The organism is Stenotrophomonas sp. STEN009 (assembly GCF_056760395.1).
This window is the reverse complement of sequence record NZ_JBRRES010000002.1, coordinates 1-26247: the sequence shown is the minus strand read 5'-3', so window position 1 is coordinate 26247 and position 26247 is coordinate 1. Positions and strand designations below refer to the sequence as shown.

The 26247-nt window shown below is 67.0% G+C and carries 19 protein-coding genes; 6 read left to right on the top strand and 13 right to left on the bottom strand.

All coding sequences use genetic code 11. The features are described from left to right. Positions 1-53: 53 nt before the first annotated feature. Positions 54-518 (bottom strand): manganese-binding transcriptional regulator MntR, encoded by a 465-nt coding sequence (gene mntR, locus ACVOMM_RS01170; RefSeq protein ID WP_053517818.1) that lies wholly within the window; start codon positions 516-518, stop codon positions 54-56. A 116-nt stretch (positions 519-634) separates the two neighbouring features. On the opposite strand from mntR, the gene ACVOMM_RS01165 reads away from it, so the two are divergent. Next, the gene (locus ACVOMM_RS01165) at positions 635-1966 is read left to right on the top strand and encodes an Nramp family divalent metal transporter (RefSeq protein ID WP_481525828.1); all 1332 of its coding nucleotides are present in this window, start codon (positions 635-637) and stop codon (positions 1964-1966) included. A gap of 66 nt (positions 1967-2032) precedes the next feature. On the opposite strand, the gene ACVOMM_RS01160 is transcribed toward ACVOMM_RS01165, so the two are convergent. From ACVOMM_RS01160 to ACVOMM_RS01145, 4 genes are all read right to left on the bottom strand, one after another. Continuing rightward, on the bottom strand, positions 2033-2359 hold the full coding sequence (locus ACVOMM_RS01160; protein WP_053517820.1) for a thioredoxin family protein: 327 nt from the start codon (positions 2357-2359) through the stop codon (positions 2033-2035). Next, positions 2331-2810, bottom strand: coding sequence for a flavodoxin (locus ACVOMM_RS01155; protein WP_065182973.1), 480 nt, complete (start codon positions 2808-2810; stop codon positions 2331-2333). The genes ACVOMM_RS01160 and ACVOMM_RS01155 overlap by 29 nt, the downstream gene beginning before the upstream one ends. 13 nt (positions 2811-2823) lie before the next feature. Next, positions 2824-3864, bottom strand: coding sequence for a ribonucleotide-diphosphate reductase subunit beta (locus ACVOMM_RS01150; protein ID WP_481525770.1), 1041 nt, complete (start codon positions 3862-3864; stop codon positions 2824-2826). 109 nt (positions 3865-3973) lie between these two features. After that, complete coding sequence (locus ACVOMM_RS01145; protein ID WP_481525769.1) at positions 3974-6337, bottom strand: ribonucleoside-diphosphate reductase subunit alpha; 2364 nt, start codon at positions 6335-6337, stop codon at positions 3974-3976. 432 nt (positions 6338-6769) lie between these two features. On the opposite strand from ACVOMM_RS01145, the gene ACVOMM_RS01140 reads away from it, so the two are divergent. Next, positions 6770-7747 carry a zinc-binding dehydrogenase gene (locus tag ACVOMM_RS01140; protein ID WP_065175232.1) on the top strand — a complete coding sequence of 326 codons (978 nt, stop codon included), beginning with the start codon at positions 6770-6772 and terminating at the stop codon, positions 7745-7747. Positions 7748-7948: 201 nt separating this feature from the next. Continuing rightward, the gene (locus tag ACVOMM_RS01135; protein WP_481525768.1) at positions 7949-10576 is read left to right on the top strand and encodes a TonB-dependent receptor; all 2628 of its coding nucleotides are present in this window, start codon (positions 7949-7951) and stop codon (positions 10574-10576) included. A gap of 127 nt (positions 10577-10703) precedes the next feature. Here ACVOMM_RS01135 and betT read toward each other — a convergent pair whose 3' ends face one another. The 4 genes from betT to ACVOMM_RS01115 form a co-directional block, all read right to left on the bottom strand. Next, the gene (gene betT, locus ACVOMM_RS01130; RefSeq protein ID WP_481525767.1) at positions 10704-12683 is read right to left on the bottom strand and encodes a choline BCCT transporter BetT; all 1980 of its coding nucleotides are present in this window, start codon (positions 12681-12683) and stop codon (positions 10704-10706) included. Between the two features lie 137 nt (positions 12684-12820). Further along, entirely contained in the window at positions 12821-13201 is a 381-nt protein-coding gene (locus ACVOMM_RS01125; RefSeq protein WP_481525766.1) for a VOC family protein, read from the bottom strand. Positions 13202-13267: 66 nt separating this feature from the next. Further along, positions 13268-13588, bottom strand: coding sequence for a DMT family transporter (locus ACVOMM_RS01120; protein WP_459062082.1), 321 nt, complete (start codon positions 13586-13588; stop codon positions 13268-13270). Further along, a complete protein-coding gene (locus tag ACVOMM_RS01115; protein ID WP_481525765.1) occupies positions 13588-13941 on the bottom strand; it encodes an SMR family transporter in 354 nt (117 codons plus the stop codon). Before ACVOMM_RS01115 ends, ACVOMM_RS01120 begins: the two co-directional genes overlap by 1 nt. A 112-nt stretch (positions 13942-14053) precedes the next feature. On the opposite strand from ACVOMM_RS01115, the gene ACVOMM_RS01110 reads away from it, so the two are divergent. After that, positions 14054-14905 (top strand): LysR family transcriptional regulator, encoded by an 852-nt coding sequence (locus ACVOMM_RS01110; RefSeq protein WP_193395903.1) that lies wholly within the window; start codon positions 14054-14056, stop codon positions 14903-14905. Positions 14906-14978: 73 nt separating this feature from the next. On the opposite strand, the gene ACVOMM_RS01105 is transcribed toward ACVOMM_RS01110, so the two are convergent. Further along, entirely contained in the window at positions 14979-15899 is a 921-nt protein-coding gene (locus tag ACVOMM_RS01105; protein ID WP_180875306.1) for a M14 family metallopeptidase, read from the bottom strand. A gap of 192 nt (positions 15900-16091) precedes the next feature. Between ACVOMM_RS01105 and ACVOMM_RS01100 the strand changes: the two genes are divergently transcribed. Then, complete coding sequence (locus ACVOMM_RS01100; protein ID WP_481525764.1) at positions 16092-18110, top strand: TonB-dependent receptor family protein; 2019 nt, start codon at positions 16092-16094, stop codon at positions 18108-18110. A 38-nt stretch (positions 18111-18148) separates the two neighbouring features. Next, entirely contained in the window at positions 18149-19945 is a 1797-nt protein-coding gene (locus ACVOMM_RS01095) for a chloride channel protein (protein ID WP_481525827.1), read from the top strand. A 15-nt stretch (positions 19946-19960) separates the two neighbouring features. On the opposite strand, the gene ACVOMM_RS01090 is transcribed toward ACVOMM_RS01095, so the two are convergent. The 3 genes from ACVOMM_RS01090 to ACVOMM_RS01080 form a co-directional block, all read right to left on the bottom strand. Further along, positions 19961-20251, bottom strand: coding sequence for a DUF6959 family protein (locus ACVOMM_RS01090; protein ID WP_053517836.1), 291 nt, complete (start codon positions 20249-20251; stop codon positions 19961-19963). Positions 20252-20374: 123 nt separating this feature from the next. After that, a complete protein-coding gene (locus ACVOMM_RS01085; RefSeq protein ID WP_481525763.1) occupies positions 20375-21214 on the bottom strand; it encodes an outer membrane protein assembly factor BamE in 840 nt (279 codons plus the stop codon). Positions 21215-21276: 62 nt separating this feature from the next. Further along, a complete protein-coding gene (locus ACVOMM_RS01080) occupies positions 21277-26241 on the bottom strand; it encodes a hemagglutinin (RefSeq protein WP_481525826.1) in 4965 nt (1654 codons plus the stop codon). Positions 26242-26247 lie beyond the last annotated feature (6 nt).

The window sequence follows — 26247 nt, the reverse complement described above, 5'->3', positions numbered from 1 at the left end:
CCGCCGGGCATGGCCCGGCGCTACCGCCACCCTTCAGATCGCGGGCACCGGCCCTACCCGCCCTCGGCCTTGCGCACGAATGCTTCGAACAGCGCCAGCGTCTGCTCGCTGACATGATGCTCGATGCCTTCGGCATCGCGCCGGGCGGTATCGGCATCCACGCCCAACGCCAACAGGAAGCGCTCCACCGTCTGGTGCCGCTGGCGACTGGCATGGGCCAGCGCCTCGCCCTCGGCGGTCAGAAAGACACCACGATAGGGCCGCTGCACGACCCAGCCGTCGCGGGCCAGCCGCCGCAGCATCTTCGCCACCGTCGGCTGCGCCACCCCCAGGCGGGTGGCGATGTCGACCTGGCGGGCCTCGCCGCCATCGGCCAGCAGGTCCGAGATCAGCTCGACATAGTCCTCCACCAGTTCCATCCGGTGCGCCTCGCGCACCTGCCGGAAGCTCTCGACCTGGCGCTCGGCCTCGATCAAGGGGGGATTCTTTGGCGATGTCGAATCGTCGCTCTTGCCCACGCGTGCGCCTGTCCTGCCGAAGTCGTCCGGGAATGAACCTGAATTCTGGACCAGTGACGCGATAAAGACGATTGTTTCACATTGCTATTGGATATAGCATGGGCTATATTACGCGCATGAACACCCTGGCGCCCGATGACCCTTCGGCCCCTGCCCCGGCCAGCCTGGGTGCGCTCAATGCCTCGGTGGCAGTACCCGACAAGGGCCACTGGTGGTTCCGCCTGCTGGCGTTCCTCGGCCCGGGCTACATGATCTCGGTCGGCTACATGGACCCTGGCAACTGGGCCACCGACCTGGCCGGCGGCTCACGCTTCGGCTACCTGCTGCTGTCGGTCATCCTCGTGTCCAATCTAATGGCGGTGATCCTGCAGGCGCTCTCGGCGCGGCTGGGTATCGCCACCGGGCTGGACCTGGCCCAGGCCTGTCGCGCGCGCTACCCGAAGCCGGTCAACCTGGCCCTGTGGGGGCTGTGCGAGGCCGCCATCATCGCCTGCGACCTGGCCGAGGTGATCGGCACCGCCATCGCACTGAAGCTGCTGTTCGACCTGCCGCTGCTGTGGGGTGCAGTGATCACCGCGCTGGACACGCTGCTGGTGCTGCTGCTGATGAACCGCGGCTTCCGCGCGCTGGAGGCCTTCGTCATCGCGCTGCTGATGGTGATCTTCGCCTGCTTCGTGGTCCAGATCGCGATGGCCGCGCCGCCTGTCATGGCGGTGCTTGGCGGCTTCATTCCACGCGCACAGGTGGTCACCGATCCGCACGCCCTGTACATCGCGATCGGCATCATCGGCGCCACGGTCATGCCGCACAACCTGTACCTCCACTCGTCCATCGTGCAGACCCGAGCGTATCCGCGTACCGACGAGGGTCGCCGCAGCGCGCTGCGCTGGGCGGTGACCGACAGCACGCTGGCCCTGACGCTGGCACTGTTCATCAATGCCAGCATCCTGATCCTGGCCGCGGCCGTATTCCATGCCAACGGTCGCTTCGACGTGGAAGACATCGAGCAGGCGCATCAGCTGCTGGCACCGATGCTGGGCGTGGGCGCCGCGGCGACGCTGTTCGCGGTGGCACTGCTGGCATCGGGCCTGAATTCCACGGTGACCGCGACGCTGGCCGGGCAGATCGTGATGGAGGGCTTCCTGCGCCTTCGCCTGCCGCCCTGGCTGCGGCGGCTGCTGACCCGGGCGCTGGCGATCATTCCGGTGGTGGTGGTGATCGTGCTGTTCGGCGACCAGGGCGCGGTGAAGCTGCTGGTGCTGAGCCAGGTGGTGCTGTCGATGCAGCTGCCGTTCGCGATCATTCCCCTGGTGCGGATCGTGACCGACAAGGTGACCATGGGCGCACTGGTGGCGCCGCGGTGGCTGGGTACGATCGCCTGGTTGATCGCGCTGGTGATCGTGGCACTGAATGTGAAGCTGCTGGTCGACACCTTCGCCGGCGCCTGACGGCCGAGGGCCGCCACCGGGCCATGCTCGACGCACGCGTGCAGCGCTGTCGAGCGTGGCCCCGCTCTACAGATGCAGGGCGATGGCGGCTTCGATCTGCTGTGGCGACTGGAATCCGGCCAGGCGGATGCGTTCGTTGCCGTCACGGAACAGCGCAAGCGTTGGTGTCTGCCGCAGCCCCAGCTCCCTGAAGAAGGTTTCACCCAGCACTTCCAGCTGCACCCGCAGCAGGGTCATGCCCTGCCCCGCGCCGCTGCTGGCGACACGCTGCAGGGACATCTCCAGCATCCGGCAGCCCGGGCACTGGTCCTTGTGGAAATCCACCAGGACCCGGGGATGTTCGGCCAACAGCTGCTGGAGCTGCTCAGGCGTGGTGGCGTCGATGATCTGCATCGGTGGTACTCCGGTAATGGGCCAGGACTGCGTCGGTCCAGGCGTCGATGGCGGCGGCGTGACGCTCGCCGTGCGGCATCTGTTCAATCTCCAGCGGCGGGTAGCCGCTGTGGAAGTAGCGGATCAGGCGGTGCACGGCGCCGCAGTAGTACTCCTGGCCCCACTGTGTCTCGCCGGTGCCGAACACCGCCACCTGTCGCGGCCACTGACCCTGCCCGGCAATGCCGGCCACCCACGCCTTCATCTCCGCCGGTGTGCGCCCGGCGTTGTCGGTCCAGCTGCCCAGCAGCACGAGGTCGGCTTCATCGGCCGCCAGCGGAGCCGGCTGGCGCAGGTCGTCGGCCTCCTGCCAATGCACCGCGTGACCCGCCGCGCGACACCGCTCGGCGATCTGCCGTCCCAGCTCCCGGGTATTACCACTGAGCGAGGCGACCACGATCAGGATGCCCAGCGCCGGCCCCCGCTCAGAGATCGTCGAAGCCGTTGTCGACGTTGGTCTTCTTGTAACTTGCATTGCGCATCTCGAAGAAGTCGGTCTTGGTTTCGGTGAAGTTGTCGGCGTAGGCCTTGATCCACGGCATCACATTGTCGGTCGTATCGCTGTACAGCCGCTCGATGCCCAGCATGCCGGCCATCTTGTTGGCGCGGTACTTCACATAGCGCACCATCTCGTCCACATCGATGCCGTCGATGCCATCCAGCACTTCCGACGACCATTGCGTCTCCAGGGTGATGGCGTGCTCGAATGCATCGTGTACGTAGGCAGTCAGCTCGTTGGTCTGCAGTTCCGGATTCTCGCCGACGATGGCCCGGATCACCTCGCTGATGAACTTGGTATGGGCCAGCTCGTCGCGGTTGATGAAGCTGATGATCTTGCCGGTGCCGGTCATGCGGTTCTGCCGCACCAGGTTGTAGAAGTAGGCGAAGCCGGAATAGAAGTTGATGCCCTCCAGGATCGACGACTGGATCAGCGACTTCAGCAGCGTCTCGGCGGTCTTGTCGCGCATGAAGTCGTCGTACGCCTGCATGATCGGCGCGTTGCGGCTGATGATGGTCGGATGCGTGCGGGCCAGTTCGAACACCCGGTTCTGGTTGGGCAGATCGGTGATCGACGCGAGCACATAGCTGTAGCTTTCGTTATGTATCACTTCCTGCTGGCCGATGATCGCCGCATTGGCATGCGCGGCCGGATCGGTGATGTACTCGGCGACGTTGTAGATGAACCGGGTCTGCGGCGAATCGAGCGTGGCCAGCAGGCCGATGATCGAGTCGTAGGCGTTCTTCTCGCGTCCGGACAGTTCACCGTACTGGCGTGCGTCCAGCTTCATGTCCACTTCGTCGGGGATCCAGAAGTTGGTCGACAGTTCCTTGTACGCCCGATAGAACGAGGGGTACGGAATGTCGTTCCAGTTCAGTATGCCGCTGGTGCGGCCGTTGATGATGCCGGTGCTGCGGTTGGGATGGCGTGGTTCAAGGATCTTGATGCGGTCAAGCGGCGTTGCCATGGTGTTACCTGCTGAGGATGGCGCCGGGCCGTGCCCGGCGGAATGTACGGTGGCCGCGCGGTGCGCTCGCCGGGCATGGCCCGGCGCTACCGCGGCTGGGGCGCAGCGATCAGCTCGAGCACCACTCGCATTCGCTGATGTCGATGTCGTTGGAGCGCACGTAGTAGGTGGTCTTCAGTCCCGCGCGCCATGCGCTCAGGTGCAGCTCCAGCAACGTGCTCGCACGGATGGTGCTGGGCACATACAGGTTGAAGCTGATCGACTGGTCCACATGGCGCTGGCGCCGGGCGTTCTGCCGGACGCTGGCGAACTGGTCCACCTCGTAGGCGCCCTTCTCGTAGTACGGCCAGGTCTCCAGCGACAGCCCGGGGGCCGCGACCGGCCGTCGGAAGTCCTTCTTCTCCTCGTAGTAGAACGCGCTGTAGATGGGATCGATCGAGGCAGTGGAACCGGCGATCTGGGCGGTGCTCATGTTCGGCGCGACCGCCAGCAGCCAGCCATTGCGCAGGCCGTGGCGGGCCACCTCACGCGCCAGGCCCTGCCAGGCCGCATCACGGTAATCGCGGTCGCTGAAGTAGCGGCCGGTGTGCCAGTCGCTGCCGGCGAACATCGGATAGTGGCCCTTCTCTTTCGCCAGTTCGGCACTGGCCTGGATGGTCAGGAAGTTGATGCGTTCGTACAGGCGGTCGGCCAGCGCCTCCGCCTCCGGCGATTCCCACGGGATCGCCTGCTGCGCCAGCAGGTGATGCCAGCCGAACGTGCCCAGACCAATGGCCCGGTACTTGCGGTTGGTGATCGTGGCCTGCGGCACCGGCAAGGCATTGAGATCGATCACGTTGTCCAGCATGCGCACCTGGATCGGGATCAACCGTTCCAGCACGTCCTTCGCCAGCAGATCGTCCGGCGCGGTGACCGCCCGTCCCAGATTGATCGAGGACAGGTTGCACACCACGAAATCGCCGGCGCGGCGGGTGGTGACGATCTGGTCGCCGCTGACGATCTCCTGGATCATCCGCGTCGGGCTCATGTTCTGCAGGATCTCCGTGCACAGGTTGCTGGAATAGACCATGCCCGCGTGCTTGTTCGGGTTCCTGCGATTGACTTCATCGCGGTAGAACAGGAATGGATTGCCGGTCTCCAGCTGGCTGAGCATGATGCGCTTGAACAGATCGATCGCGCGCACGGTGCGCCGGCTGATGCGCTCGTCGGCCACCAGCTCCGCGTAGCGGTCGCGGAAGCTGCCCGCACCGCGCGTCTCATCGTAGAAGTCCTGCAGGTACCAGCCCTTGGCCTGCTTCACTTCATGCGGGTCGAACAGGTACCAGTCGGCCCGACGCTCGACCGCCTCCATGAACAGATCGGGCACGCAGACCGACGTGAACACATCATGCGCGCGCAGGCGCTGGTCGCCGTTGTTCAGGCGCAGATCGAGGAAGGCCTCGATGTCGCGGTGCCAGATGTCCAGGTATACCGCCACCGCGCCTTTGCGCTGGCCGAGCTGGTCGACCGATACCGCGGTGTTGTTGAGCTGCTTGATCCAGGGCACTACGCCGCCGGACGAGTTGGGCACACCCCGGATCGGTGCACCGCTGCTGCGCACGTAGCCCAGGTAGGCGCCGACACCCCCGCCGTGCTTGGACACGCGGGCAATGTCCGTATTGGAGTCATAGATGCCCTGCAGGCTGTCGTCCACTGTATCGATGAAGCAGCTGGACAGCTGTCCACCGACCTTGCCGGCGTTGGCCAGCGTCGGCGTGGCCACCGTCATGTACAGGTTCGACAGCGCCCAGTAGGCCTCGCCGACCAGCTGCATCCGCCGCTCACGCGGCTTCTCCTCCTGCATGAGGTACAGGGCGATGGTCAGCCAGCGCTCCTGCGGCAACTCGTACACCTCGCGGCTGCGGTCGCTGGCCAGGTAGCGCGTCGCCAGCAGGTACAGGCCGTTGTACGCGAACAGACGGTCGCGGTCGGGATCGATCATCTCTCCGGCCTGCTGCAGCTCCTCCTTCGAGTAGCAGCGCAGGATGTCATTGCTGTAGACGCCACGGTCGGCCAGGCTCTCCTGCAGGCCTACGTACGAGCCGTACTTCAGGCTGACATCGTAGAAGCGGTTGCGGCTGGCGCGCTTGTACAGGCGGCGCAGGTAGATGCGGGCGGCGAACCGCTCCCAGTCCGGCGCGACCAGGTCCACACGGGATTCCGCCTCGCGGATCAGCAGGTCCACTAGGTCGTCGGCACTGATGCTGGGCTTGCGCTCAACCATCGCCTGTACCACGCGGCGGTAGTCGGCTACGTCCAGCTGCGGGAACTCGGCATGGATGGCGTCGATGCTGCGCTGCAGGCGCCCGGCGTCGAACGGCAGGCGTCGGTTGCCGGCCTCCTTGGTGATCCAGGTCGGCACGCGCTCGCCACCGGCGCGCAAGGCGTCGCCGGCGCCGGCCGGATCGGCCGCGCGGTAGGTGTATTCAGTCATGGTCCTGCGTCTCCAGGCTCGCACGCACGATTGCGCCGATGCCATGGCGGCCCTGCACGCGATACCGGCGCACGGGGCGATCGGGTGGGATGCCAAAGCGCGGGAACACCAGATCGTCGGCAAGTGCCTGCGCCTGCGGCCGGTATCCGGGCCGTGGGGGCGACCTGAGTCCGCACGAGGGCGGCCGCGTCGACACGGCAAGCCTTCAGGGGCGGGCCGCGGGACGTGTCTTGCATCGTCCGGCGGCGGCGGCTGACCGGGAGTGACGGCCCCAACATAGTGGGGATGATGGATATCGTCAACACAAGATGCAGTAAATAGCGCCCTCCGCGACGAACCGTCGCAGGATGCCGTGTTGCGTCTGCGCCGCCTTGTCGACGCCGCACGCATCCCCACTTCGATACAACCTCCACTTTCCGCGGAACATCCCCCATGCGCGCTGCCCAGTACTCCTCCTTCGGCGACCCGTCCGACGTCCTTGCCGTCGCCGAGGCCGCCCTGCCTGAACCTGGTCCTGGCGAGGTGCGCATCCGTACCGTGCTCGCCTCCATCCACAACCACGATCTGCTGACCGTGCGCGGCCTGTATGGCTACAAGCCGACGCTGCCGGCAATCGGTGGCAGCGAGGCACTGGGCGTGGTCGACGCGGTTGGCGACGGCGTCGACGGCCTTCGGGTCGGTCAGCGTGTCGCTGCCGCCTCGGTGCACGGCACCTGGGCCGAAGCATTCATCGCGCCGGCACGGATGGTGATTCCGATGCCCGAATCGATCCCCGACGAGACCGCTGCGCAGCTGATTGCCATGCCGCTCAGTGCGCTGATGCTGCTGGAATTCCTGCATGTCGAGCCAGGCCAATGGATCGTGCAGAACACCGCCAATGGCGCGGTCGGCAAGTCGCTGGCGATGCTGGCGCGGGCGCGGGGTGTCCATGTGGCCAACCTTGTGCGCAACGCCGATGCGGTCGCGCAGCTGCAGGCGCTCGGCATCGATCATGTATTCGATACCTCGGTGGACGGCTGGAAGGACCGCGTGCGTGCAGTGACCGGTGAAGCGCAGGCGGCGGCCGCCGTGGATTCCATCGGCGGCGACGCCAGCGGTGACCTGGTCGACCTGCTCGGCCACCACGGCACGCTGGTGTCCTTCGGCGTGATGAGCGGCGAGCCCATGCGCATCCCCGCCGGAGGCCTGATCTACAAGGAAGCCACCGTGAAAGGCTTCTGGGGCAGCAAGGTCAGCCAGGCGATGGCGGTGGACGACAAGCGACGGCTGGTGGGCGAACTGCTGCAGCGTGCAGCCGGCGGCGAACTGACGCTGCCGGTGGAACAGGTGTTCGCACTCGACGATATCGCTGCGGCGGTCAAAGCCGGCGCAGGTTCCGGCCGCAACGGCAAGGTGCTCTTGCGGCCTTGACGGTCGGCCAACCGGGGTCAGATCCCTCTCCGCTGGAAAGGGATCTGACCCCTGAGAGGAATGCGCAGCACCGGTCGATAACAGGGCCAGTCACTCGTTAAGAACCTGTGATGTATAACTGAATGCGCTTTCGTCATTGGAAGGCGCAGGCGAGCGCATGCGGTACTGGCGGCTCCTCTTCTGTCCGGCGTTGTCGCTTCCATGTACCGCACCACCCTGAACCTGCTTGCCGGCGCCATCGCGCTGGGACTTACCGCCGGCGCTGCCGGCGCTGCTGAAACCACCGATACCGGCAAGGACAGCACCACGCTCGGCACCGTGCTGGTGACCGGATCCAACATCAAGCGCAGCGACACCGCCGGCCCCAACCCGGTGCAGATCGTCAGCCGTGAACAGATCGAACAGACCGGTCGCAGCACGTTGACCGATGTGCTGCGCAACCTGTCGGCCAATGCCGGCAACAGCTTCGACGAGCAGTACACCGGCAGCTTCGCGGCGGGCTCGGCGTCGATCGGCCTGCGCGGGCTGTCGCCGAAGAACACCCTGGTGCTGGTCAACGGCTATCGCGTGGCCAACTTCGGTTTCGCCCTCAATACCCAGGACACCTTCGTCGATCTCAATGCGCTGCCGATCAGCGCGGTCGAACGCATTGAAGTACTGAAGGACGGCGCCTCGGCGGTGTATGGCTCCGATGCCATCGCCGGTGTCATCAACATCATCCTGCGCAGGAACTTCCAGGGCGTGGAAGTGGGCGGCGGCTTCGGTACGGCCACCCAGGGCGGCCTCGACGAACGCAAGGCCAATCTGCTGGCCGGTTTCGGTGACCTCGAACAGCAGGGCTGGAACATGCTGTTCGGGCTGGACGTGCTCAAGCGCGATCGGCTCGACGCCGACCAGCGCGCCTATACCCGCAGCGGCGATTTCCGCGACAAGCCCGGTGGTCGCCTGGCCGGCTGGTCCACTGCCGGTGGCAACTGGCTGGCGAACCCGCGCGCGCCGCAGCCATTCTCGCCCTGCCCCGAGGGCAGCCAGCTGCGGCCCTACAGCGACTTCGGCAGCAGCCTGCCCGGCCAGGCCTGCGCGTTCAATGCGCAGCCATTCAAGACCCTGCAGCCCGGTGCCGAACGCCTGCAGGCCTCGCTGAGCGCGACCTACCGCTTCAGTGACAACGTCGAAGCCTTCGCCGACGTGCTCTACAGCCACAACAAGGCCGACCAGATCTTCAGCGCGCCACTGACCGTCGGCCCGGGCCTGCGCGCCTACAACCCCGCCACCGGCACCCTGCTCGACATTCCGGCAGTGCTGCCGGTCGGGCATCCGAACAACCCGGGCAGCGCTCCCCTGCCCTTCGAGTACACGTTCTTCGATCTCGGCCCGCGCCTGAAGGACAACACGCAGGTGTTCTACCGTGCATTGGCCGGCGTGCGTGGCCAGGGCGAGCGCTGGGACTGGGAGGTCGCCGCACTGACCTCGCAGAGCGAGCAGCGCGAGTACGTGGACAACTTCATCAACCGCTACGCGTTCGAGCAGATCCTGCGCGATGGCAGCTACAACTTCCTCGACCCGGCCAGCACGCCGGCCGCGCTTGACGCGCTGCGCCTGCAGACCAAGCGCCCGGGCTGGTACCAGCTGCACTCTCTGAACCTCAAGGCATCGACGTCGCTGTGGGAGCTGCCGGCCGGCGCGGTCGGCTTCGCCTGGGGCGCGGAGTTCCGGAAGGAATCGCTGGATGCACGGACCAGTGCGCAGGTGCTGTCCGGAACGGAGCTGCGGCCGGCGATCAACGTGGTCGATGGCGAGCGGCAGGTCAGCGCCGCCTACGCCGAGTTCAGCGTACCGTTGCATCGCACATTGGAACTGCAGGTCGCCGGACGCGGCGACCGCTACGACGACTTCGGCAAGGCGTTCTCGCCGAAGTTCGCGCTGCGCTGGCAGCCGCTGGACAGCCTGCTGCTGCGCGGTTCGTTCTCGCGCGGTTTCCGCGCTCCCTCGCTGCCGGAAATCGCACCCGGGCAGACGGTCAGCTACGGATCGGTGATCGACCCGCTCGACCCGTTGCAGCCCGGTGGCAGCCGCGGTGTCACCAACATCCGCACCGGCAATCCCGACCTGAAGGCCGAACGCTCGCGCAATCTCAACGTTGGCGCGGTGTGGTCGCCGGACGCTGACAGCAGCATCGGCCTGGACTGGTACCGTATCGAGCAGGACAACCTGGTCAAGCCCGACAGCGCACAGTTCATCGTCGACAATCCCGCCCTGTTTCCGGGCCGGGTCCAGCGCGATGCGCAGGGTCGCATCCAGTTCATCACCAACCAGTACGCCAACCAGGGGGAGCTGACCACGTCCGGTCTCGACCTGGAGGCCAGCCACACCTTCCGCACCGACGGCTGGGGCAACCTCACCCTCGCCGGCAGCTGGACCCATCTGCTCAGCTTCAAGCAGCCCCTGGTAGCCGGTCAGGCGCCCTATGACGGCGCGGGCAACAACCGCCACGGCGCGCTGCCGCGCACCCGTGGCACCACGTCACTGAACTGGGCGGTGGGCGACTGGAACAGCACGCTGAGCCTGCAATATGTCAGCGGCTACGACCAGCGGGTAGCGACGGCCACCAGCAACCCGGGCCTGCGCGATCGCGTCAAGCCCTATCACCAGCTGGACCTGTACGTGGCGTACGAAGGCATTCCCAACACCACGCTGTCGCTGTCGGTGCTGAACCTGACCGACAAGGACCCGCCATTCGACCCGGCGGGCGGCTCCAACGGCTTCGACATCAGCCAGTACAACCTGCGCGGCCAGTTCGTCACGGTGGGGGCACGCTACCGGTTCTGATGCGGAAACTGCACATGTAGCGCCGAGCCCATGCTCGGCTGCTCTACCGGCTTGATGGAGCCGAGCGTGGGCTCGGCTCCACGGAGTGTGCGGACCAACGGTCCGCACCCATCGCAGCGGTCGTGCATCACCGGCTCAGGTGCAGGAACTGCAGGTGCCGCTCGTACTGGCTGATGATGTCGTTGATGATCTGCTTGCGGCTGTATCCGACCAGGTCGTAATCCTGGCTGCCTTCGAACAGATGCACCTCGGCGCGGTAGTAGCGCTGGTTGCGCAGCTGCTGGGCGGCGAACGACGGCGTCAGGTAACCGCTGAGGATCACCCGGTACAGGAAGTCCTGCTGCTCGCCATGGTTGACCGAGAGCTCCATGTCGCCGGCTTCGATGCGGGTATGTACGTCCCAGCCCTGTTCGCGCAGCTGCTCGGCCACGGCTTCCATCGCCGGTTTCACCGTGTCATCCATGAAGCGGTAGACCTGGTCGCGCACCGGGAAGTGCATGGCCTGCGCAAGCCGCTGGCGCCAGCCCTGGTGGTGGCGATCGTCGCCGATCAGCGGCGATGGCCGGTACTGCAGCGCGCGCTTGCGGTGCGATTCGTCACTGAAGGCTCGGGTGAGGCCCCACATCATCAGCAGCAGCACCGCCGAGAATGGCAGCGACGCCAGCACCACCGCCGACTTCAACGCATCGATGCTGCCCGCCAGCAGCAGGCCTGCGGTGAGCACGGCGATCACCGTGCCCCAGAACACGCGCAGCCAGCGCGGGCCATCGTCTTCCGGAGCGCCGCCGTGCGACGACAGCGTGGACAGCACCACCGCGCCCGAATCGGCCGATGTCACGAAAAAGATGAAGCTGACCAGCACGGTCACCGCGATCACCGTGCGGCTCCACGGATAACCATCAAGCAATGCGTACAGCACGGTCGGTGGGTCATCCACGGCCAGCTGTGCCAGCTGCTGCTGGCCATGGTGCAGCACCTGGTCCAGCGCGCTGTTGCCGAAGATCGACAACCAGGCCAGGGTGAAGCCGAGCGGAATCAGCAGCACGCCGAACACGAATTCGCGAATGGTACGTCCGCGCGAGATGCGGGCGATGAACAGGCCGACGAACGGCGCCCAGCCGATCCACCAGGCCCAGTAGAACACCGTCCAGCCGCCCAGCCATGCCGGCCGTCCGCCATAGGCGTACACGTCAAAGCTCTTGCCGACCACGCTGCCCAGATAGTCGCCCAGGTTCTGCATCAACGTGCCGAACAGGTATTGGGTGGGCCCGGCGAACAGCATGAACAGCACCAGCGCGATCGCCAGCAGCATGTTGATGTTGGCCATCCAGCGGACCCCCTTCTCCACGCCGGACACTGCAACGGCCACCGCTGCCCCCATCATGCTGGCGACCAGAGCGATCTGCACGAAGTTCGAGTGCGGGATGTCGAACAGGTGCGACAACCCGGCGTTGAGGTGCAGGACACCGAAGCCCATGTCGGCGCCGATGCCGAACACGGTGGCGACGATGCCCAGCGCATCCACGGTGTAGCCGATCGGTCCGTTGATGCGCTTGCCGATCAGCGGATACAGCGCCGAGCGCAGCGCCAACGGCAGGTTGTGGCGATAGGCGAAGTAGGCCATGGCCATTGCCGCCAGCGCGAACACGCCCCAGCCATGCAGGCCCCAGTGCAGGAACAGCAGCTGCATGGCCTGGCGCGCGCCGGCCTCACCGGCGGCGGGATCGCCCTGCGGCGGCTGCAGGTAATGGGTCAGCGGCTCGGAGACACAGAAGAAGAACAGGGTGATGCTGATACCCGCGGCGAACAGCATGCCCGCCCAGGAGAGATAGCTGAACTCGGGCTCGTCATGGTCGGCACCGAGCTTGATGCCACCATACTTGGACAGCGCCACGCCGACCACGAACACCAGATAGAGGGTCATCGCCAGCAGGTAGTACCAGCCAACGTTGAGTGCCGCCCAGTCCTGTGCGCTGAGCAGCAGGCGACCGGCACCGATCGGATAGAGGCTGACGAACAGCGCGAACGCCACGACGATGATCGCCGCGAAGGCGAATACAGGCCGCAGGGTGCGCACCGGGGATTGTTGCGGCTCCAGGGCTTCCACGGGGCGGCGTTCTCCGGTCGATCAAAGAGTGAGCCGGCGGATTCTGGCTGAACGGCGGTGGACGCAGGATGAAGTGCTGTCGCGCGATGACAGCACAGGGACAGCACGCGCGTGGTATCACGCGCGCGCCGCGAAGTTCAGCGCATCACGTGCACGGCGCACAACTTGTTGCCGTCGGGATCGCGCAGGTAGGCCAGGTACAGCGGCCGCCCGGCCTTGTGGCGTACGCCCGGTGGATCTTCGATGGCGCTGCCGCCGTGGGCGATGCCTGCGTCCTGCCAGGCGTGCACCGCCTGCGGAGTCTCCAGCGCGAAACCAATGGTGCCGCCATTGGCGTGGCACGCCGGCTGGCCATCGATGGGCGGGGTCACGATGAACATCCGCCCGTCCTTGATGTAGACCAGTTTTCCATCTTCATCGGTCATGCCCGGTCGGCCGCCGATGGCTGCGAACAGTGCGTCGTAGAAGCGGCGCGAGACCGCAAGATCATTGGAACCGACGGTGATGTGGCTGAACATGGCGGCACTCCGTTGCGGAAAAACCGCAGTGTCGGACAGCGCGCTCCGGTCTGCAATCGTCGCCGCTCATGCGGTACTGAGCAGAAGCACCGCCCCCGTCACCAGTGCAATGCCGATCCAGCCGATGGGCCGCAGGCGATTGCCGAACAGCAGGCGCCCGCAGGCAGCGGTGCCGATCACGCCGATGGCACCCCACAGCGCATAGGCCGTGGCCAGGTCCAGGTGGCGTACTGCCTGGCCCAGCAGCGCGAAGGCGATCCAGACCATGACGACGGCAGCGACACCCCATTGCCAGCGGCGGAAGCCTTCAGACTTGGCCACCATCATGTTTGCCGCGACGTCGATCAGTGCGGAACAGATCACGAAGAACAGTGCCGTTGCATTCATCAGTGCGCCTCCCCAAGGGTGACGCAGACAATGCCGGCCACCGCCAGCAGCAGGCCGGCCAGCTGCTCCATCGACAGGCTCTCGCCGAACACCGCAATGCCGACCAGGGTCAGCAGGGTCAGCCCCAGCCCCTCCCACACCGCATACGCAACGCCGACCGCGATGCGCCGTACCGACAGCGCCAGGAAGTAATAGGACAACGCCAGCGCCCCGGCCATCACCAGGTAGCCGGTCCAGCCACCGGCGCGGGCGGCATGGGCCATGAAGGACGTGCCGACCACTTCGGCGACGATCGCCACGGTCAGGCAGGCCCAGGCAATCAGGGGGCCTGGGGCGGGAACACGACGGGTCATGGGAAAACTCCAGCAGGATTCACAGCGCCCGCTGACAGGGGCGATGGCGTCCAGTATCATCGCCATTTACGATGGATCAAAAATGGAATCCATCGATATTAGCGATGGATCGATGCCCTACTCTCCTGAATCCCTGCAGGCGTTCGTCGAGGCTGCCGCACTGGGCTCCTTCTCGGCTGCCGCGCGGCGCCTGCGCAAGACGCAATCGACGGTCAGCACCGCCATCGCCCATCTGGAAGCCGATCTGGGCGTATCGCTGTTCGACCGCAGCGGGCGCTATCCGCAGCTTACCGACCCGGGGCGACAGGTGCTGGGCCATGCCCAGGAAATCCTGGCTGCCGATGCGCGCCTGCGGCAGCTGAGCGTGCGCCTGGCTGCACCTGTCGAACCCCGGCTGACGGTGGTGTTCTCCGATGTTTACCAGCTGGACCCGGCGCAACAGGTGCTGCAGCGTTTCGCTGAAGCCTTTCCCGAAATCGAACTGGAGTGGCTCGACGCTGAAGGGCACGATGTGCTGGAACTGGTCGGCAGCGGCCGCGCCGGACTGGGCCTGCTGCCTCGCCAGGAGCGCTATCCGGATGCAGTGATCGCACAGCCCCTGGCCCATCACAGCGAGCTGGCGGTGTATGTCGCGCACGGACACGCACTGGCCGCGGCCGGTGCGCGCGCCGCACCGCAGCTTGCCCGCCATCGACAGATTCGCTTGAGCGCACAGGTCGATCACGCGCGTGCCGTCGCCGGCCCGGCCTGGACCGCATCGGACTACCTGATGGTGATGGAAATGGCCGAGGAAGGCATCGGCTGGGCCGAACTCCCGAGAGCGCTGGTGCAGCGCTACGACCGCGGACACCTGGTGGAACTGGCCCTGCCCGGTTGGCCGCGGCGCATCCACAGCGACCTGGTGTGGCGACGCGACACGCCACCCGGGCCGGCCGCACTGTGGTGGGCCGACGCACTGCGGTAGCGCCGGGCCGTATCGGCCCGGGATGTATCAAGGTTGTTGCAACCGCAGCCGCGCATGGGCTCGGCACTCCCCCTCAGCGATGCGCCAGTGCGTAGTCCAGCGCGGAGCAGACCGCGGCCACCTGCGCGTCGTTGCACTGCTGCGGCGTGGCGCGCGGGCTGTCCGGGTAGACTTCGGTGGTGGTGGTGTACGGCGCACCGGTGATGCCGGCACAGAGGGCCAATTCCACCAGCGGGTACTCGATCACGCCATGGGCCACCACCGGAGAGCCGATGATCTCGCCCTTGTCGTCGGCCGGTGCAATGTGGGTCACCTTTTCCACCGCCGCGATCACGGCCTGCTGGAACGCCGGCTGCGGATTGGCGCTGTCGTCCACCAGGTAGAAGCCATCAGGAATCAGGCCCGGTTCGAACGGCTTGCCGTCGCGCGCCGCCAGCGCAGGGCGGAACTCGCTTTCATCGCTGTCGGTGGTCTCATGCAGATCGATGTGCAGCGCGAACTGGCCCTTGAGGGGTTCGATCAGCTCGATCAGCGCGGTTGATTCGCGAGCCGGACCACCGGCACGGAAGTTGCGGTTCGGATCGATCGCGTCGAAGTTCCAGCGGTTGATGCGCTCGAAACCCCATGGGTTGACGCACGGTGCCACCAGCAGGTTGGCCTTGCCCGCGTAATCGGCCGCGTGCTTTTCAAGGAACTCCAGGGCACCCATCACGCCACTGGTTTCGTAGCCGTGCACGCCGCCGGTGACCAGCGCCGCCGGCAGCGCCGGGTTCCAGTCGCGGCTGCGCAGGGCGAACAGGGTATAGGTCTCTCCCGCGTAGTCGAGCTGGCCGTAGGCCACCTTGTCGAAGCGCGCTGCCAGTGCCTCGATGCGCGGCAGTACTTCCTCGTCGTAGCGGCGCAGGCGCTGCTGGCGCGCACGCCACTGCTCCCGTTCCGCCGCTCCCCACGGCTGGCCAGGGGTTCCGACGGGATAGAAGACAGCTGCAGGCATGACGGATCTCGGTGAGTCAGGAGGCAATCATTCACTTTACCACCCGACCCCAGAGGCCATCGTCCCTCGATTCCATTCACGAATGGAATCAGCAATAATTCTCATTTACCACCTTCCTGCGCCGTCCAGATGCCCCTCCGCACCCCGAAACCGGCCCAGCTGCCCTTGGTGGCAGCCCTCGCCCTGTGCCTGATGCCCCTTGCTTCCGTCCTCGCCCAGGACGCCCCGACCACGCTCGACAGCATCCAGGTCTCCGGCAGTTGGCTGGGCACCGGCCTGCATGACAGCGTCAAGAGCTTCGCCGGGGCACGTACGGTGGTCGATCGCCAGCGCATCGAGGCCAGTGGCGCGACCAGCATCGGCGACGCCATGCGCCGCATCCCCGGCGTGCAGGTCACCGACAACTCCGGCACCGCCGGCAGTTCGGTGTCGCTGAACATCGGCGTGCGCGGCCTCACCGGCCGCTACTCACCCCGCTCGACGGTGCTGCTGGATGGCGTGCCGCTGGCCGTCGCACCCTACGGCCAGCCCCAGCTGTCGTTCGCGCCGGCCAGCCTGTCCAACATCGAATCGATCGACGTCGTGCGTGGCGGCGGAGCCGTGCGTTACGGGCCGCAGAACGTGGGCGGCATCATCAACTTCAGCACCCGCGCCATTCCGCAGCAGAGCGGCCTGCACGGCGAGGTCGGGATCCGCTACAACGCCCATGACCATGGCGGCGGCGACAGCACCCAGTACAACACCTTCCTCGGCGGCACCAGCGACAACGGCCTGGGCGTCGCCCTGCTCTATTCCGGCCAGGACGGTCGCGGCTGGCGCGAAGGCAGCGACGACCGTTTCAACGATCTGGCACTGAAGTTCGCCTACGCCATCGACGACCAGCAGACGCTGCGTGCCAAGCTGTCCTACTACGACGTCCGCTCGCTGACGCCAGGCGGCCTGACCCGCGCGCAGTACGAGGCGGATCCGTTCCAGAACACGCGTCCCGATGACTTCTGGAAGGGCCACCGCACGGGCATCGATCTGGGCTACACCCACACGTTGTCCGACACCAGCGAGTTCGAGGTACTGGCCTATTACAACGAGAGCACCCGTGCCAGCTCGCTGATCAACGCTGCCAACACCCAGGTGAGCGTGCAGCCGCGCGACTACCGCGTGCTCGGCATCGAACCGCGCTACACCCAGCGCCTGCACTGGGGGGCAAGCGTGCACGACGTCACCGCTGGCTACCGCTTCCTGCGCGAGCGCGGCAACGACCGCAGCTACACGGTGACCCGCCGCACCGGCGCCGCAAGCCCCATCAACCGCTTCGACAATGCCACCGACGCCCACGCCTTCTATCTCGACGACCGCATCGCCATCGGCCAGTGGCGGATCACGCCGGGGGTGCGCATGGAATGGATCGACATGGACCGCCGCCAGGCCGATGGCGGCACCACCTTCAGCAGCCGCAACGACAAAGCCCTGCCCTCGCTCAACGTCGCCTACCTGTTGACCCCGCAGCTGACCGTGTTCGGCAACTACACCACCTCGTTCGGGCCGGTGCAGAACATCCAGCTGAACTCGCAGACCGCCAGCAATCCGCTGAATCCGGAGGTGGCCAGGACCACCGAGCTGGGCGCCCGCTGGCAGGACGGCGCACTGCGCGCGGACGTCACGGTGTTCAGGATGCGCTTCGACAACCAGATCCTGCAGGTGCCGGGAATCACTCCTCCCACCTTCCAGAACATCGGTGCGACCGACCACAAGGGTGTGGAAAGCGCGCTCGAATACCGCTTCGCCGAAGACAGCGTGCTGGCCGGACTGGAGCTGTACGCCAACTACACCTGGACCAAGGCGATCCAGCAGTCCGGTGACAACCGCGGCCAGGACGTGCCCTTCTACTCGCGCGACACCGACAGCATCGGCGCCCGCTATGCGCTGTCGGCCTGGACCTTCAATGTCTCCAGCACGCACCAGAGCGGCCAGTTCTCCGACGCTGCCAACACCTGGCAGGAAAGCGCCGATGCACGTGTGGGCCGCGTGCCGGGGGTGCGGCTGTGGAATGCGCAGGTGGCCTGGCAGGTTCCGGGGCTGGGCGACAGCGAGATCACGGCCGGCGTGAACAACCTGGCCGACAAGCGCTGGTACACCCGCAATGTCGACGGCAATGCCGGGCGCATGGTGGCCGCGCCACGCACCTTCTACCTGCAGGGACGCTACCGCTTCTGATGCGGTAAATGCCCGATGCGGTGACGGTGGCGATCACGATGGCGGCGTATCATGCCGCCACCATGGCCTCCACGGTTCCACCATCGCGCCTGCATCTGGCCTTCCAGGGCCTGCGACTGCGCCTGCGTGGCAGCGACCTGTGGTTCATCGCACTGGCGTTGCTGGTCGGCCTGATCGCCGGTGGCCTGACGCTGCTGCAGTCGGACATCGCGCGCGGGCTGCAGAGTGCGCTGTACGGGCTGGAACCCGGCATGCGCCTCAGCTCCCTGCCCACGCTCAGCTGGACCGCCCTGCTGGTGCTGCCGCTGGGCGGCCTGCTGGTCGGGCTGGTCAGCCTGGCGGCCGCGCGGCGCAAGCGCCCGCTGCTCGACGCGGTCGAGGCCAATGCCCTGCATGGCGGTCGCATGTCGATGCGCGACAATCTGATCGTGCTCACCCAGACCCTGCTGTCGAACGGCTGCGGTGCGTCCGTCGGCCTTGAGGCTTCGTATACCCAGATGGGTGCGGGCAGCGGCTCTCAGCTGGGCCGTGTCATGCGCCTGCGCCGCAATGATGTGCGCATCCTGGTCGGTGCCGGTGCCGCCGGCGCCATCGCCGCGGCCTTCGGGGCTCCGCTGGCCGGCGCGTTCTACGCGTTCGAGATCGTCATCGGCGCCTACACGCCCGCCGCTCTCGCGCCTGTGGCCCTGGCCGCACTGGCGGGTGCATTCGTCGCCGACCAGGCTGGCATCGAGGCGTACCTGCTGCCCGCAGCCTCGACCATCGATGTGCGCGCCGCCGACTACGCGATCTACGGCCTGCTCGGTTGCTGCTGCGCCATGGTGGGGATCGGCGTGATGCGGCTGATCGCCTCCATCGAAGGCGTGGTCAAGCGCAGTCCACTGCCCCTGTGGGGGCGCCCGGTGGTCGGCGGCTTCCTGCTGATTCCACTGGCCATGGCCAGCCCGCAGGTGCTTTCCTCCGGTCACGGTGCGCTGCACCTGGACCTGACCACGCAGCTGCCACTGATCTGGATCGGCGGCCTGCTCGCCCTGAAGCTTCTGGCCTCGGGCATTTCCCTGGGCTTCGGCTTCCGCGGTGGCCTGTTCTTTGCGTCGCTGTTCATGGGCACCCTGGTCGGCACCCTGTTTGCCGGCCTGCTGGCGATGGCCAATGGCGTGCCCGTGGTCGACGCCACGTCCGCGGCGCTTGCGGGCATGGCCGCGTTGGCCGCCGCAGTGGTCGGCGCGCCGATGACCATGGCCATGCTGGTGCTGGAAGGCACCCACGACTTCCTGCTGACCAGCGTGGTGATGAGCGCGGTACTGGTCTCCAGCACACTGGTCCGCCAGTGGTTCGGTTACTCGTTCTCGACATGGCGCATGCATCTGCGCGGTGAAACCATCCGCAGCGCACGCGACGTCGGCTGGATCCACACCCTCAACGCCGGGCGGATGATGCGCAAGGGCGTTGCCACCACTCCGGCCGGGCTGGATGCCGCTGCGTTCCGCCAGCGTTTCCCGCTGGGCTCCGGCAGTCGCGTGGTCCTGATCGACAGCGAAGGCCACTACGCCGGCATCGTGCAGATTCCGCGCGTCTACGCCGACGGCGTGAAGCCGGAGACACCCGTTGGCGATCTGGCCGAGAACCGCGAGGTGTCACTGTTGCCGGGCGCGGATGTGGTCAGCGTGATGCAGTGCTTCGACCGGACGCAGGCCGACGAACTGGCCGTGGTTGCCGCCGATGGCCAGCTGCTGGGCATTGTTTCCGAGGCCTTCGTGCGCAGGCGCTACGCCGAGGAGCTGGACAAGCGCCAGCGCGAACTGATGGGCGAGCGCGTCGAAGACGCCGATTGATCGCCCGCCCCGCTGCTACAGCGCTTCGCCGGCATCGGCCAGCCGCGACTCGATCAACGCGTACCATTGCTCCAGCATGTCGATCAGCATGTCCAGCTCTGCATCGGCACGCTGCGCCCGGCCACTGCGCAGGCAGGCCTGGGTTTCCTGCAGCTGGGCCAGGAACCCGGCCACGGTATCGGCCTGCAGGATCAGGCCCGGCAGGCGCCGCCCGGGGATGCGCACGACCGCATGATTGCCGAGCTGGCCATACACGCTGAGGGTGGTTTCCGTCTTCATGGACAGAGGCAGGAATTGGGCGTTCATCGCGTGCACCGTATGAAAACCTGAGCCACCGGCAGGGGTGGACGACGGGGGAGACGTGGCCACGTCCTGCCGGTGGTCAGGGGGGACTCGGGATGCCGGGGCATGGCCACGGCGCGGGAGACTTCAGCGCGGGTGCGCGATCCCGACGATCTGCACCCGGCGATTCGGCGCAAGGCACGCGATCAGTTCGCGACGGTTGCGCTGTGCGCACTGCACGATCGGTTCAGCCGCGCCGCGCCCTTCGGCACTGATGCTGCCCGGCGGCACTCCGCCCTGCACCAGGGCCGTGCGCACCGCTTCGGCCCGCTTCTGCGAGAGTTGCTGGTTGTAGCTGGCCGCACCGATACGGTCGGTGTAGCCGACGACCTGGATCGACTGCACCTTGCTGGCCTCACGGACCTGCGCCAGGATGCCCTGCACCGCCTGCTGGCCTTCGGCGCTGAGTACCGCGCTGTCGAAACCGAACAGTGCATCGGCGGCCAGGCGCAGCGGCTGTTCGGGCAGTGGCGCGGGTGCCGGCGGCGGCGGTGGTGGCCGCGGCGGGTCGAGCACGGCGGCGCAGGATTCGGGCTTCCAGTAGCCGGCCTGGGCGATGCCCTTGTTGTCGAAGCGCACCTGGAACTGGCAGGTGAAGTACTCGGCGCCCTGTGCGGTGCGGAAGTTGAACAGATAGTTCCACTCGCGCACGCCCCACATGCCTTCGTTGAAGTGCGGCGTACCCAGCAGGCTGTACAGCTGCCGCTTGCTCATCCCGGGCGCGAAGCGGCGCAGGTCGGCGATGTCGGGATAGGTACCCTCCGTCAGCGACGCCTTGGAGACTTCCGGGAAGGCCACTGCAGTGGCCTCCGCCGGACCCTCACCGGCGGGCGCGTGGCTGCGGCAGGCGGCCAGCAGGCCGGCGGCGAGGATCAGGCCCAGCGACGCGGCGATGCGGCCAGCGCGGGCGATGCGATGCTGATTCATGTCATTCCCCCTGTAGACGTTTGCGCGGCAACCGGGCCGCGATTGCGGCCCGGCTACGGCGGTTACCACTGGATGCCGGCACCGACGGCCACACCGGCCTCGCCACGGCTGTTGGTGGAGCCGCTGAACTTGTAGATCCAGCGGCCTCCTTCCGAGACACCGGACAGGCCCACCGCCACGCCCGATTCGCCGTTGTAGCTGCCGGCGGCGAACGAGGCCATGCTGCGACCCGCTTCGCTCGGCTGCGGCAGCGAGGCCGTGGCCATGGCCGAAGCGATGCCGGCCGAAGCGCGGTTGTCGGTCCTGCGCAGGTCGCGCTCGAAGCCGCCCATGCGCTCGTCGGTATAGGCCTTCGACCAGTCCAGAGTCTGCGCCATGCCGGACTTCAGCTGGTCGACATTGACCGCGTCGGTGCCTGCCGTACCGGCGGCAACGTTGCGGACCGTCGTCGGGCCGCTGGTGCTGCTGCCGAGAGTGACACTGTTGAAGTTGGTGGCTCCGTTGACGGTGGTGTCGTAGCGGATGGTGCCCTGCTGCGAGGCCTGCAGCTGCCGCACGTTGACCGCATCGGTGGCCTGGGTGCCGTCTGCCACATTGACCACCTGCCGTTCGGCGCCGCTGGCCCCCACCGAAACCGTGTTGGCACGGTTGGCCACCGACCCTGCGCCCAGGGCCACCGAGTTGTCGGCCTGTGCCTGCGAGCCGTTGCCCAGGGCCGTCGAATTGGCACCGGCGGCCGTCGATCCTGCACCACCGGCTGCGGAATTGGCGCCCGTCGCGGCCGGATCGGCCAGGTTGTTGCTGTTGTTGGCGCGGAAGCTGCCGGCGACGTTGGTGATGTTCTGGATCTTCTGGTCGGTGTAGGCCTTGGACTGATCGATGGCATAGTTCACGCCATTCTTCAGCTGGCCGACATTCGTCGCGTCGTGATCGTCCGAGCCGTCGGCAACGTGGGTGATCTTGCGTTCACTGCCGCTGCTGCCGACCGACACTTCGCCTGCCGAATTGCTGGCACCCGTCTGACCATAGGCACCGGTATAGCCGCTCTGCGCGCCGACGCTGGCCACCGAGCCGGCACCCAGTGCCACGCTGTTGTCCGCGCTGGCGTTGGCACCGTTGCCGACTGCCACGGCCGAAGCACCTGCCGCACTGGCCTGCGGACCCACCGCCAGCGCCTCCGCACCTGCCGCAGCGGCCGCCGCGGCGCTGGAGTTCACTGCCAGGTACGGGCTGCCGCCACCGTTGGTGATGCGCTGGTTGAGCACCCTCAGCGAACCGTCCACCGCGGAGAACGCCGCGGTGACGTTGCTGTAGTCGTTGGCGGTCAGGGTGCCGTCGGTGGCGATGCTGGAGATGCTGAACGACGGCGCGGTCCACAGATTGGTGGTGCCGTCGAAGGCCGTGCTGCCACCGAAGTAGCTGGCGATGGTCGAGTTCGTGCTGAACAGCTGGTCGCCGGTGATGGCGTCGCTGCTGCCTGCAAGGATGCTGCCGGCCGCCACGTTGGTCACCTTCACCGCACCCGTGCCGGTACCGCTCAGGGTGACCGTGTTCACGACGTTGCCACTGCCATCGACATCGTACTTCACCGCGCGCTTGTCGATATCGTCGGTCTGGTCGGCGACATTGGCCAGCGAATTGCTGACCGCGTCGAAGGCGGTGCCGACGTCGTTGTAGCTGCCCTGGCTGATGGTGCCATTGGCGGCGATGTTGTTGATCGTGTAGGTCGGCGCGGTCAGCACACCGGCCGCATTGACCGCCGCGCCGCCCCCGAGATGGGTGGCGACAGCCTGGTTGGCAGCGAACAGCTGGGCACCATTGATGGCTTCGCTGCTCGTGGCGCTCACCTGGCCCGGGCCGAGGTTGCGCAGCGTGGTCGCCGTGCCGCCCTGACCCAGCGTGGCGCTGGCGTAGTTGACGCTGCCATCGCCATTGAGGTCGTAGCGCAGCGCGCCTTCCTCCGAGGCCTGCAGCTGGCCCAGGTTCACCGCATCGGTGGCAGCCGTACCGGCGGCCAGATTCGTCACCTGGCGTTCGGCACCCGCGGCACCGATCGACACGCTGTTCGCACGGTCAGCCAGGCTGCCGGCACCGACCGCGATCGCGTTGGCCGCCGTGGCGCGGGCGTTGGTACCGACCGCGATGGAGTCGGCACCGGTGGCCACTGCCTCCACGCCCGTGGAGTTCACCCGCAGGTACTTGGTGCCGCCGTTGCGGATATCGTTGATCTGCGTGTTGAGATTGACCAGCGAGCCGTCGACGGCGTCGAAGGCATCGGTCGCATTGTTGTACAGGCCCTGCGCAATGGCGCCATCGGTGGAGATCGTGCTGATCTCGAACAGCGGCGCGGTGAAGGCGCCACTGACCGGATCGAAGGCGGTGATGCCACCGAAGAAGCCGGCGATGGCGGCGTTGGTGGTGGCCAGCTGGCCGCCGTTGACGGCTTCCAGGCTGCCGGCGGTCACCGCACCCGCGGCGAGGTTGCCGATGGTGGTGGTACCCGTGCCGTTGCCGAGCGTGACGCGGCGATAGTCCGGATTGCCTGCGCCATCGACGTCGTACATCACCGCGCCGGCCGAAACATCATCGATCAGGCTGATCGCGCCCTTCAACTGGGCGACGTTGACCGCATCGGTATTGGCGCTACCCGCAGCCAGGTTGGTGATCTGGCGCTCGCCACCGTTGGCGGTACCCACCGAAACTTCACCAGCAGAGACCTGGGCGGCGGTCAGGCCATAGGCGCTGTAGCTGGCCTGTGCGCCGCGCAGCGCAGCAGAACGGTAGCCCAGCGCCACCGAATTGGCCTGGTTCGAGGTCGCCTCCGCACCCAGCAGGGTCTGGCCGTTGGCAGTACCCACCGCGCTGTCGCCGACAATCACCGAGTGGCCCATGCGCGCGGCGTAGTCCGCAGTCGGCACGCCGGTTGGATTGGTGGGATCGTTGGGACCGGCACCCGGGAACGCCACGTTGGCATCCACCTTCGGCAGCTCATGGCGGGCATTGGCGCCGATCACCACTTCCTTGGAGCCGTTGGCGAAGGCACCGTCACCCATCAGCACCTGGTAATCCTGTGCGGCGTTGACCGCCCAGCAGGAGATGTCGGCCAACGCGATATCCAGGCACTTGGCGGCCCATGCCGGCGAATCGGTCGGCAGCAGCAGGCCCAGCAGGCCACCGGGGTTGCCGTTGTTGATGTTGTAGATGTAACTGTCGGAGGTGACGCCACCGATCAGGGTCAGGTGCGAGCTGCCACCGGTCACCGCGCCGCCCAGGCCATTGAGGGTGCTGCCGACCGGTGACAGGTTCACGACCGGCAGGCCGAGCACGTTGACCGTGGAGTAGGCCTGCATCACGTTCGCATTGCTGAGCTTGAGATTGCCGTTGTGCAGATAGCCGTCACCGCCGAACAGGCTGCTGGTCGTCGGGCCGATCAGCTGGCCGACGTTGCCGACCAGGCCACCGGTACCGATGATGAGTCCCGCATTCGGATCAGCCGGAGCGGGTGCCTTCGGGCTGTCCGGCGGAATCGCCGAGGGCTGGGTCAGGCCCAGGCCACCCAGCGTGCCGCCCACCAGCCCGCCGACTGCGCCGCCGAGATTGTTGACGGTACCGTTGAGGTTGCCCTCCAGCAGGTTGCCCACCGCACCGCCGACGTTGCCGAGCGTGCCGGTGAGTACGCCGTCCAGCCCGCTGCCCGGCGTGGTGCTGCCACCCCCGAGCAGGCCACCGACAACGCTGCCGACCGAGCCGACCGTATTGTTGAGTGCACCGCCCACGGCACCTCCGATGGTGCCGACGGTGCCGTTGAGCACACCACCCACCGCACCACCGACTGCGCCGACCGTGCCGTTGAGCACGCCTCCGACTGCACCGCCGACTGCGCCCACGGTGCCGTTCAAAGCACCGCCTACGGCGCTGCCGACTGTGCCAACGGTGCCGTTCAGCGCACCGCCGACTGCACCGCCGACCGCGCCGACAGTTCCATCCAGGACGCCACCGACTGCACCTACCGTACCGTTCAACGCGCCGCCCACCGCGCTGCCGACCGTGCCGACCGTGCCGTTCAGCGCACCACCGATTGCACCGCCGACCGTGCCGACAGTTCCATCCAGGACGCCGCCGACCGCACCTACAGTGCCGTTCAACGCGCCACCCACAGCACTGCCAACCGTGCCAACCGTGCCGTTGAGCGCACCGCCAACGGTGCCGACGGTTCCATCCAGGACGCCGCCGACCGCACCTAGGGTGCCGTTCAGAGCGCCACCCACGGCACTGCCAACCGTGCCAACCGTGCCGTTGAGCGCACCGCCAACGGTGCCGACAGTTCCATCCAGGACGCCGCCGACCGCACCTACGGTGCCGTTCAACGCGCCACCCACCGCGCAGCCGACCGAGCCGACCGTGCCGTTGAGCGCACCGCCCACCGCACCCCCGACGGTGCCGACGGTTCCATCGAGGACGCCGCCGACTGCACCCACCGTGCCATTCAAAGCGCCGCCTACGGCGCTACCGACCGTGCCGACGGTTCCATCGAGGACGCCACCTACGGCACCCACGGTACCGTTCAAAGCGCTGCCTACGGCGCTACCGACCGTGCCGACCGTGCCGTTGAGCGCGCCACCCACAGCACCACCGACGGTGCCGACGGTTCCATCGAGGACGCCACCTACAGCACCTACGGTGTTGTTCAACGTGTCGCCCAGGGAACCACCGACGTTGCCGACGGTGCCGTTCAGTACACCGCCCACCGCACTGCCGACCGTACCGACAGCCCCTTGGAGCGTGCCGCCTACTGCGCCCACGGTGTTGTGCAGCGTGCCGCCCACTGCGCCACCCACGGTGCCGACAGTGCCGTTCAGTACACCGCTCACCGCACCGCCGACCGTGCCGGCAGCTCCGTGAAGCGTGCCACCTACTGCGCCCACGGTGTTGTGCAGCGTGCCGCCCACTGCGCTACCTACGGTGCCGACGGTTTCGTGCAGCGTCTCGCCTGCTGCGCTGCCCACCGTGCCGACTACGCCGTGCACTACGCC

Coding starts and splice junctions, on each gene's coding strand:
- ACVOMM_RS01160 (WP_053517820.1), bottom strand. CDS start 2,359: ATGCAGATCATCGACGCCACCACGCCTGAGCAGCTCCAGCAGCTGTTG.
- ACVOMM_RS01125 (WP_481525766.1), bottom strand. CDS start 13,201: ATGTTCAGCCACATCACCGTCGGTTCCAATGATCTTGCGGTCTCGCGC.
- ACVOMM_RS01090 (WP_053517836.1), bottom strand. CDS start 20,251: ATGAACGCCCAATTCCTGCCTCTGTCCATGAAGACGGAAACCACCCTC.
- ACVOMM_RS01110 (WP_193395903.1), top strand. CDS start 14,054: ATGCCCTACTCTCCTGAATCCCTGCAGGCGTTCGTCGAGGCTGCCGCA.
- ACVOMM_RS01150 (WP_481525770.1), bottom strand. CDS start 3,864: ATGGCAACGCCGCTTGACCGCATCAAGATCCTTGAACCACGCCATCCC.
- ACVOMM_RS01165 (WP_481525828.1), top strand. CDS start 635: ATGAACACCCTGGCGCCCGATGACCCTTCGGCCCCTGCCCCGGCCAGC.
- ACVOMM_RS01120 (WP_459062082.1), bottom strand. CDS start 13,588: ATGAATGCAACGGCACTGTTCTTCGTGATCTGTTCCGCACTGATCGAC.
- ACVOMM_RS01145 (WP_481525769.1), bottom strand. CDS start 6,337: ATGACTGAATACACCTACCGCGCGGCCGATCCGGCCGGCGCCGGCGAC.
- ACVOMM_RS01115 (WP_481525765.1), bottom strand. CDS start 13,941: ATGACCCGTCGTGTTCCCGCCCCAGGCCCCCTGATTGCCTGGGCCTGC.
- ACVOMM_RS01105 (WP_180875306.1), bottom strand. CDS start 15,899: ATGCCTGCAGCTGTCTTCTATCCCGTCGGAACCCCTGGCCAGCCGTGG.
- ACVOMM_RS01100 (WP_481525764.1), top strand. CDS start 16,092: ATGCCCCTTGCTTCCGTCCTCGCCCAGGACGCCCCGACCACGCTCGAC.
- ACVOMM_RS01135 (WP_481525768.1), top strand. CDS start 7,949: ATGTACCGCACCACCCTGAACCTGCTTGCCGGCGCCATCGCGCTGGGA.
- ACVOMM_RS01140 (WP_065175232.1), top strand. CDS start 6,770: ATGCGCGCTGCCCAGTACTCCTCCTTCGGCGACCCGTCCGACGTCCTT.
- ACVOMM_RS01085 (WP_481525763.1), bottom strand. CDS start 21,214: ATGAATCAGCATCGCATCGCCCGCGCTGGCCGCATCGCCGCGTCGCTG.
- ACVOMM_RS01095 (WP_481525827.1), top strand. CDS start 18,149: ATGGCGGCGTATCATGCCGCCACCATGGCCTCCACGGTTCCACCATCG.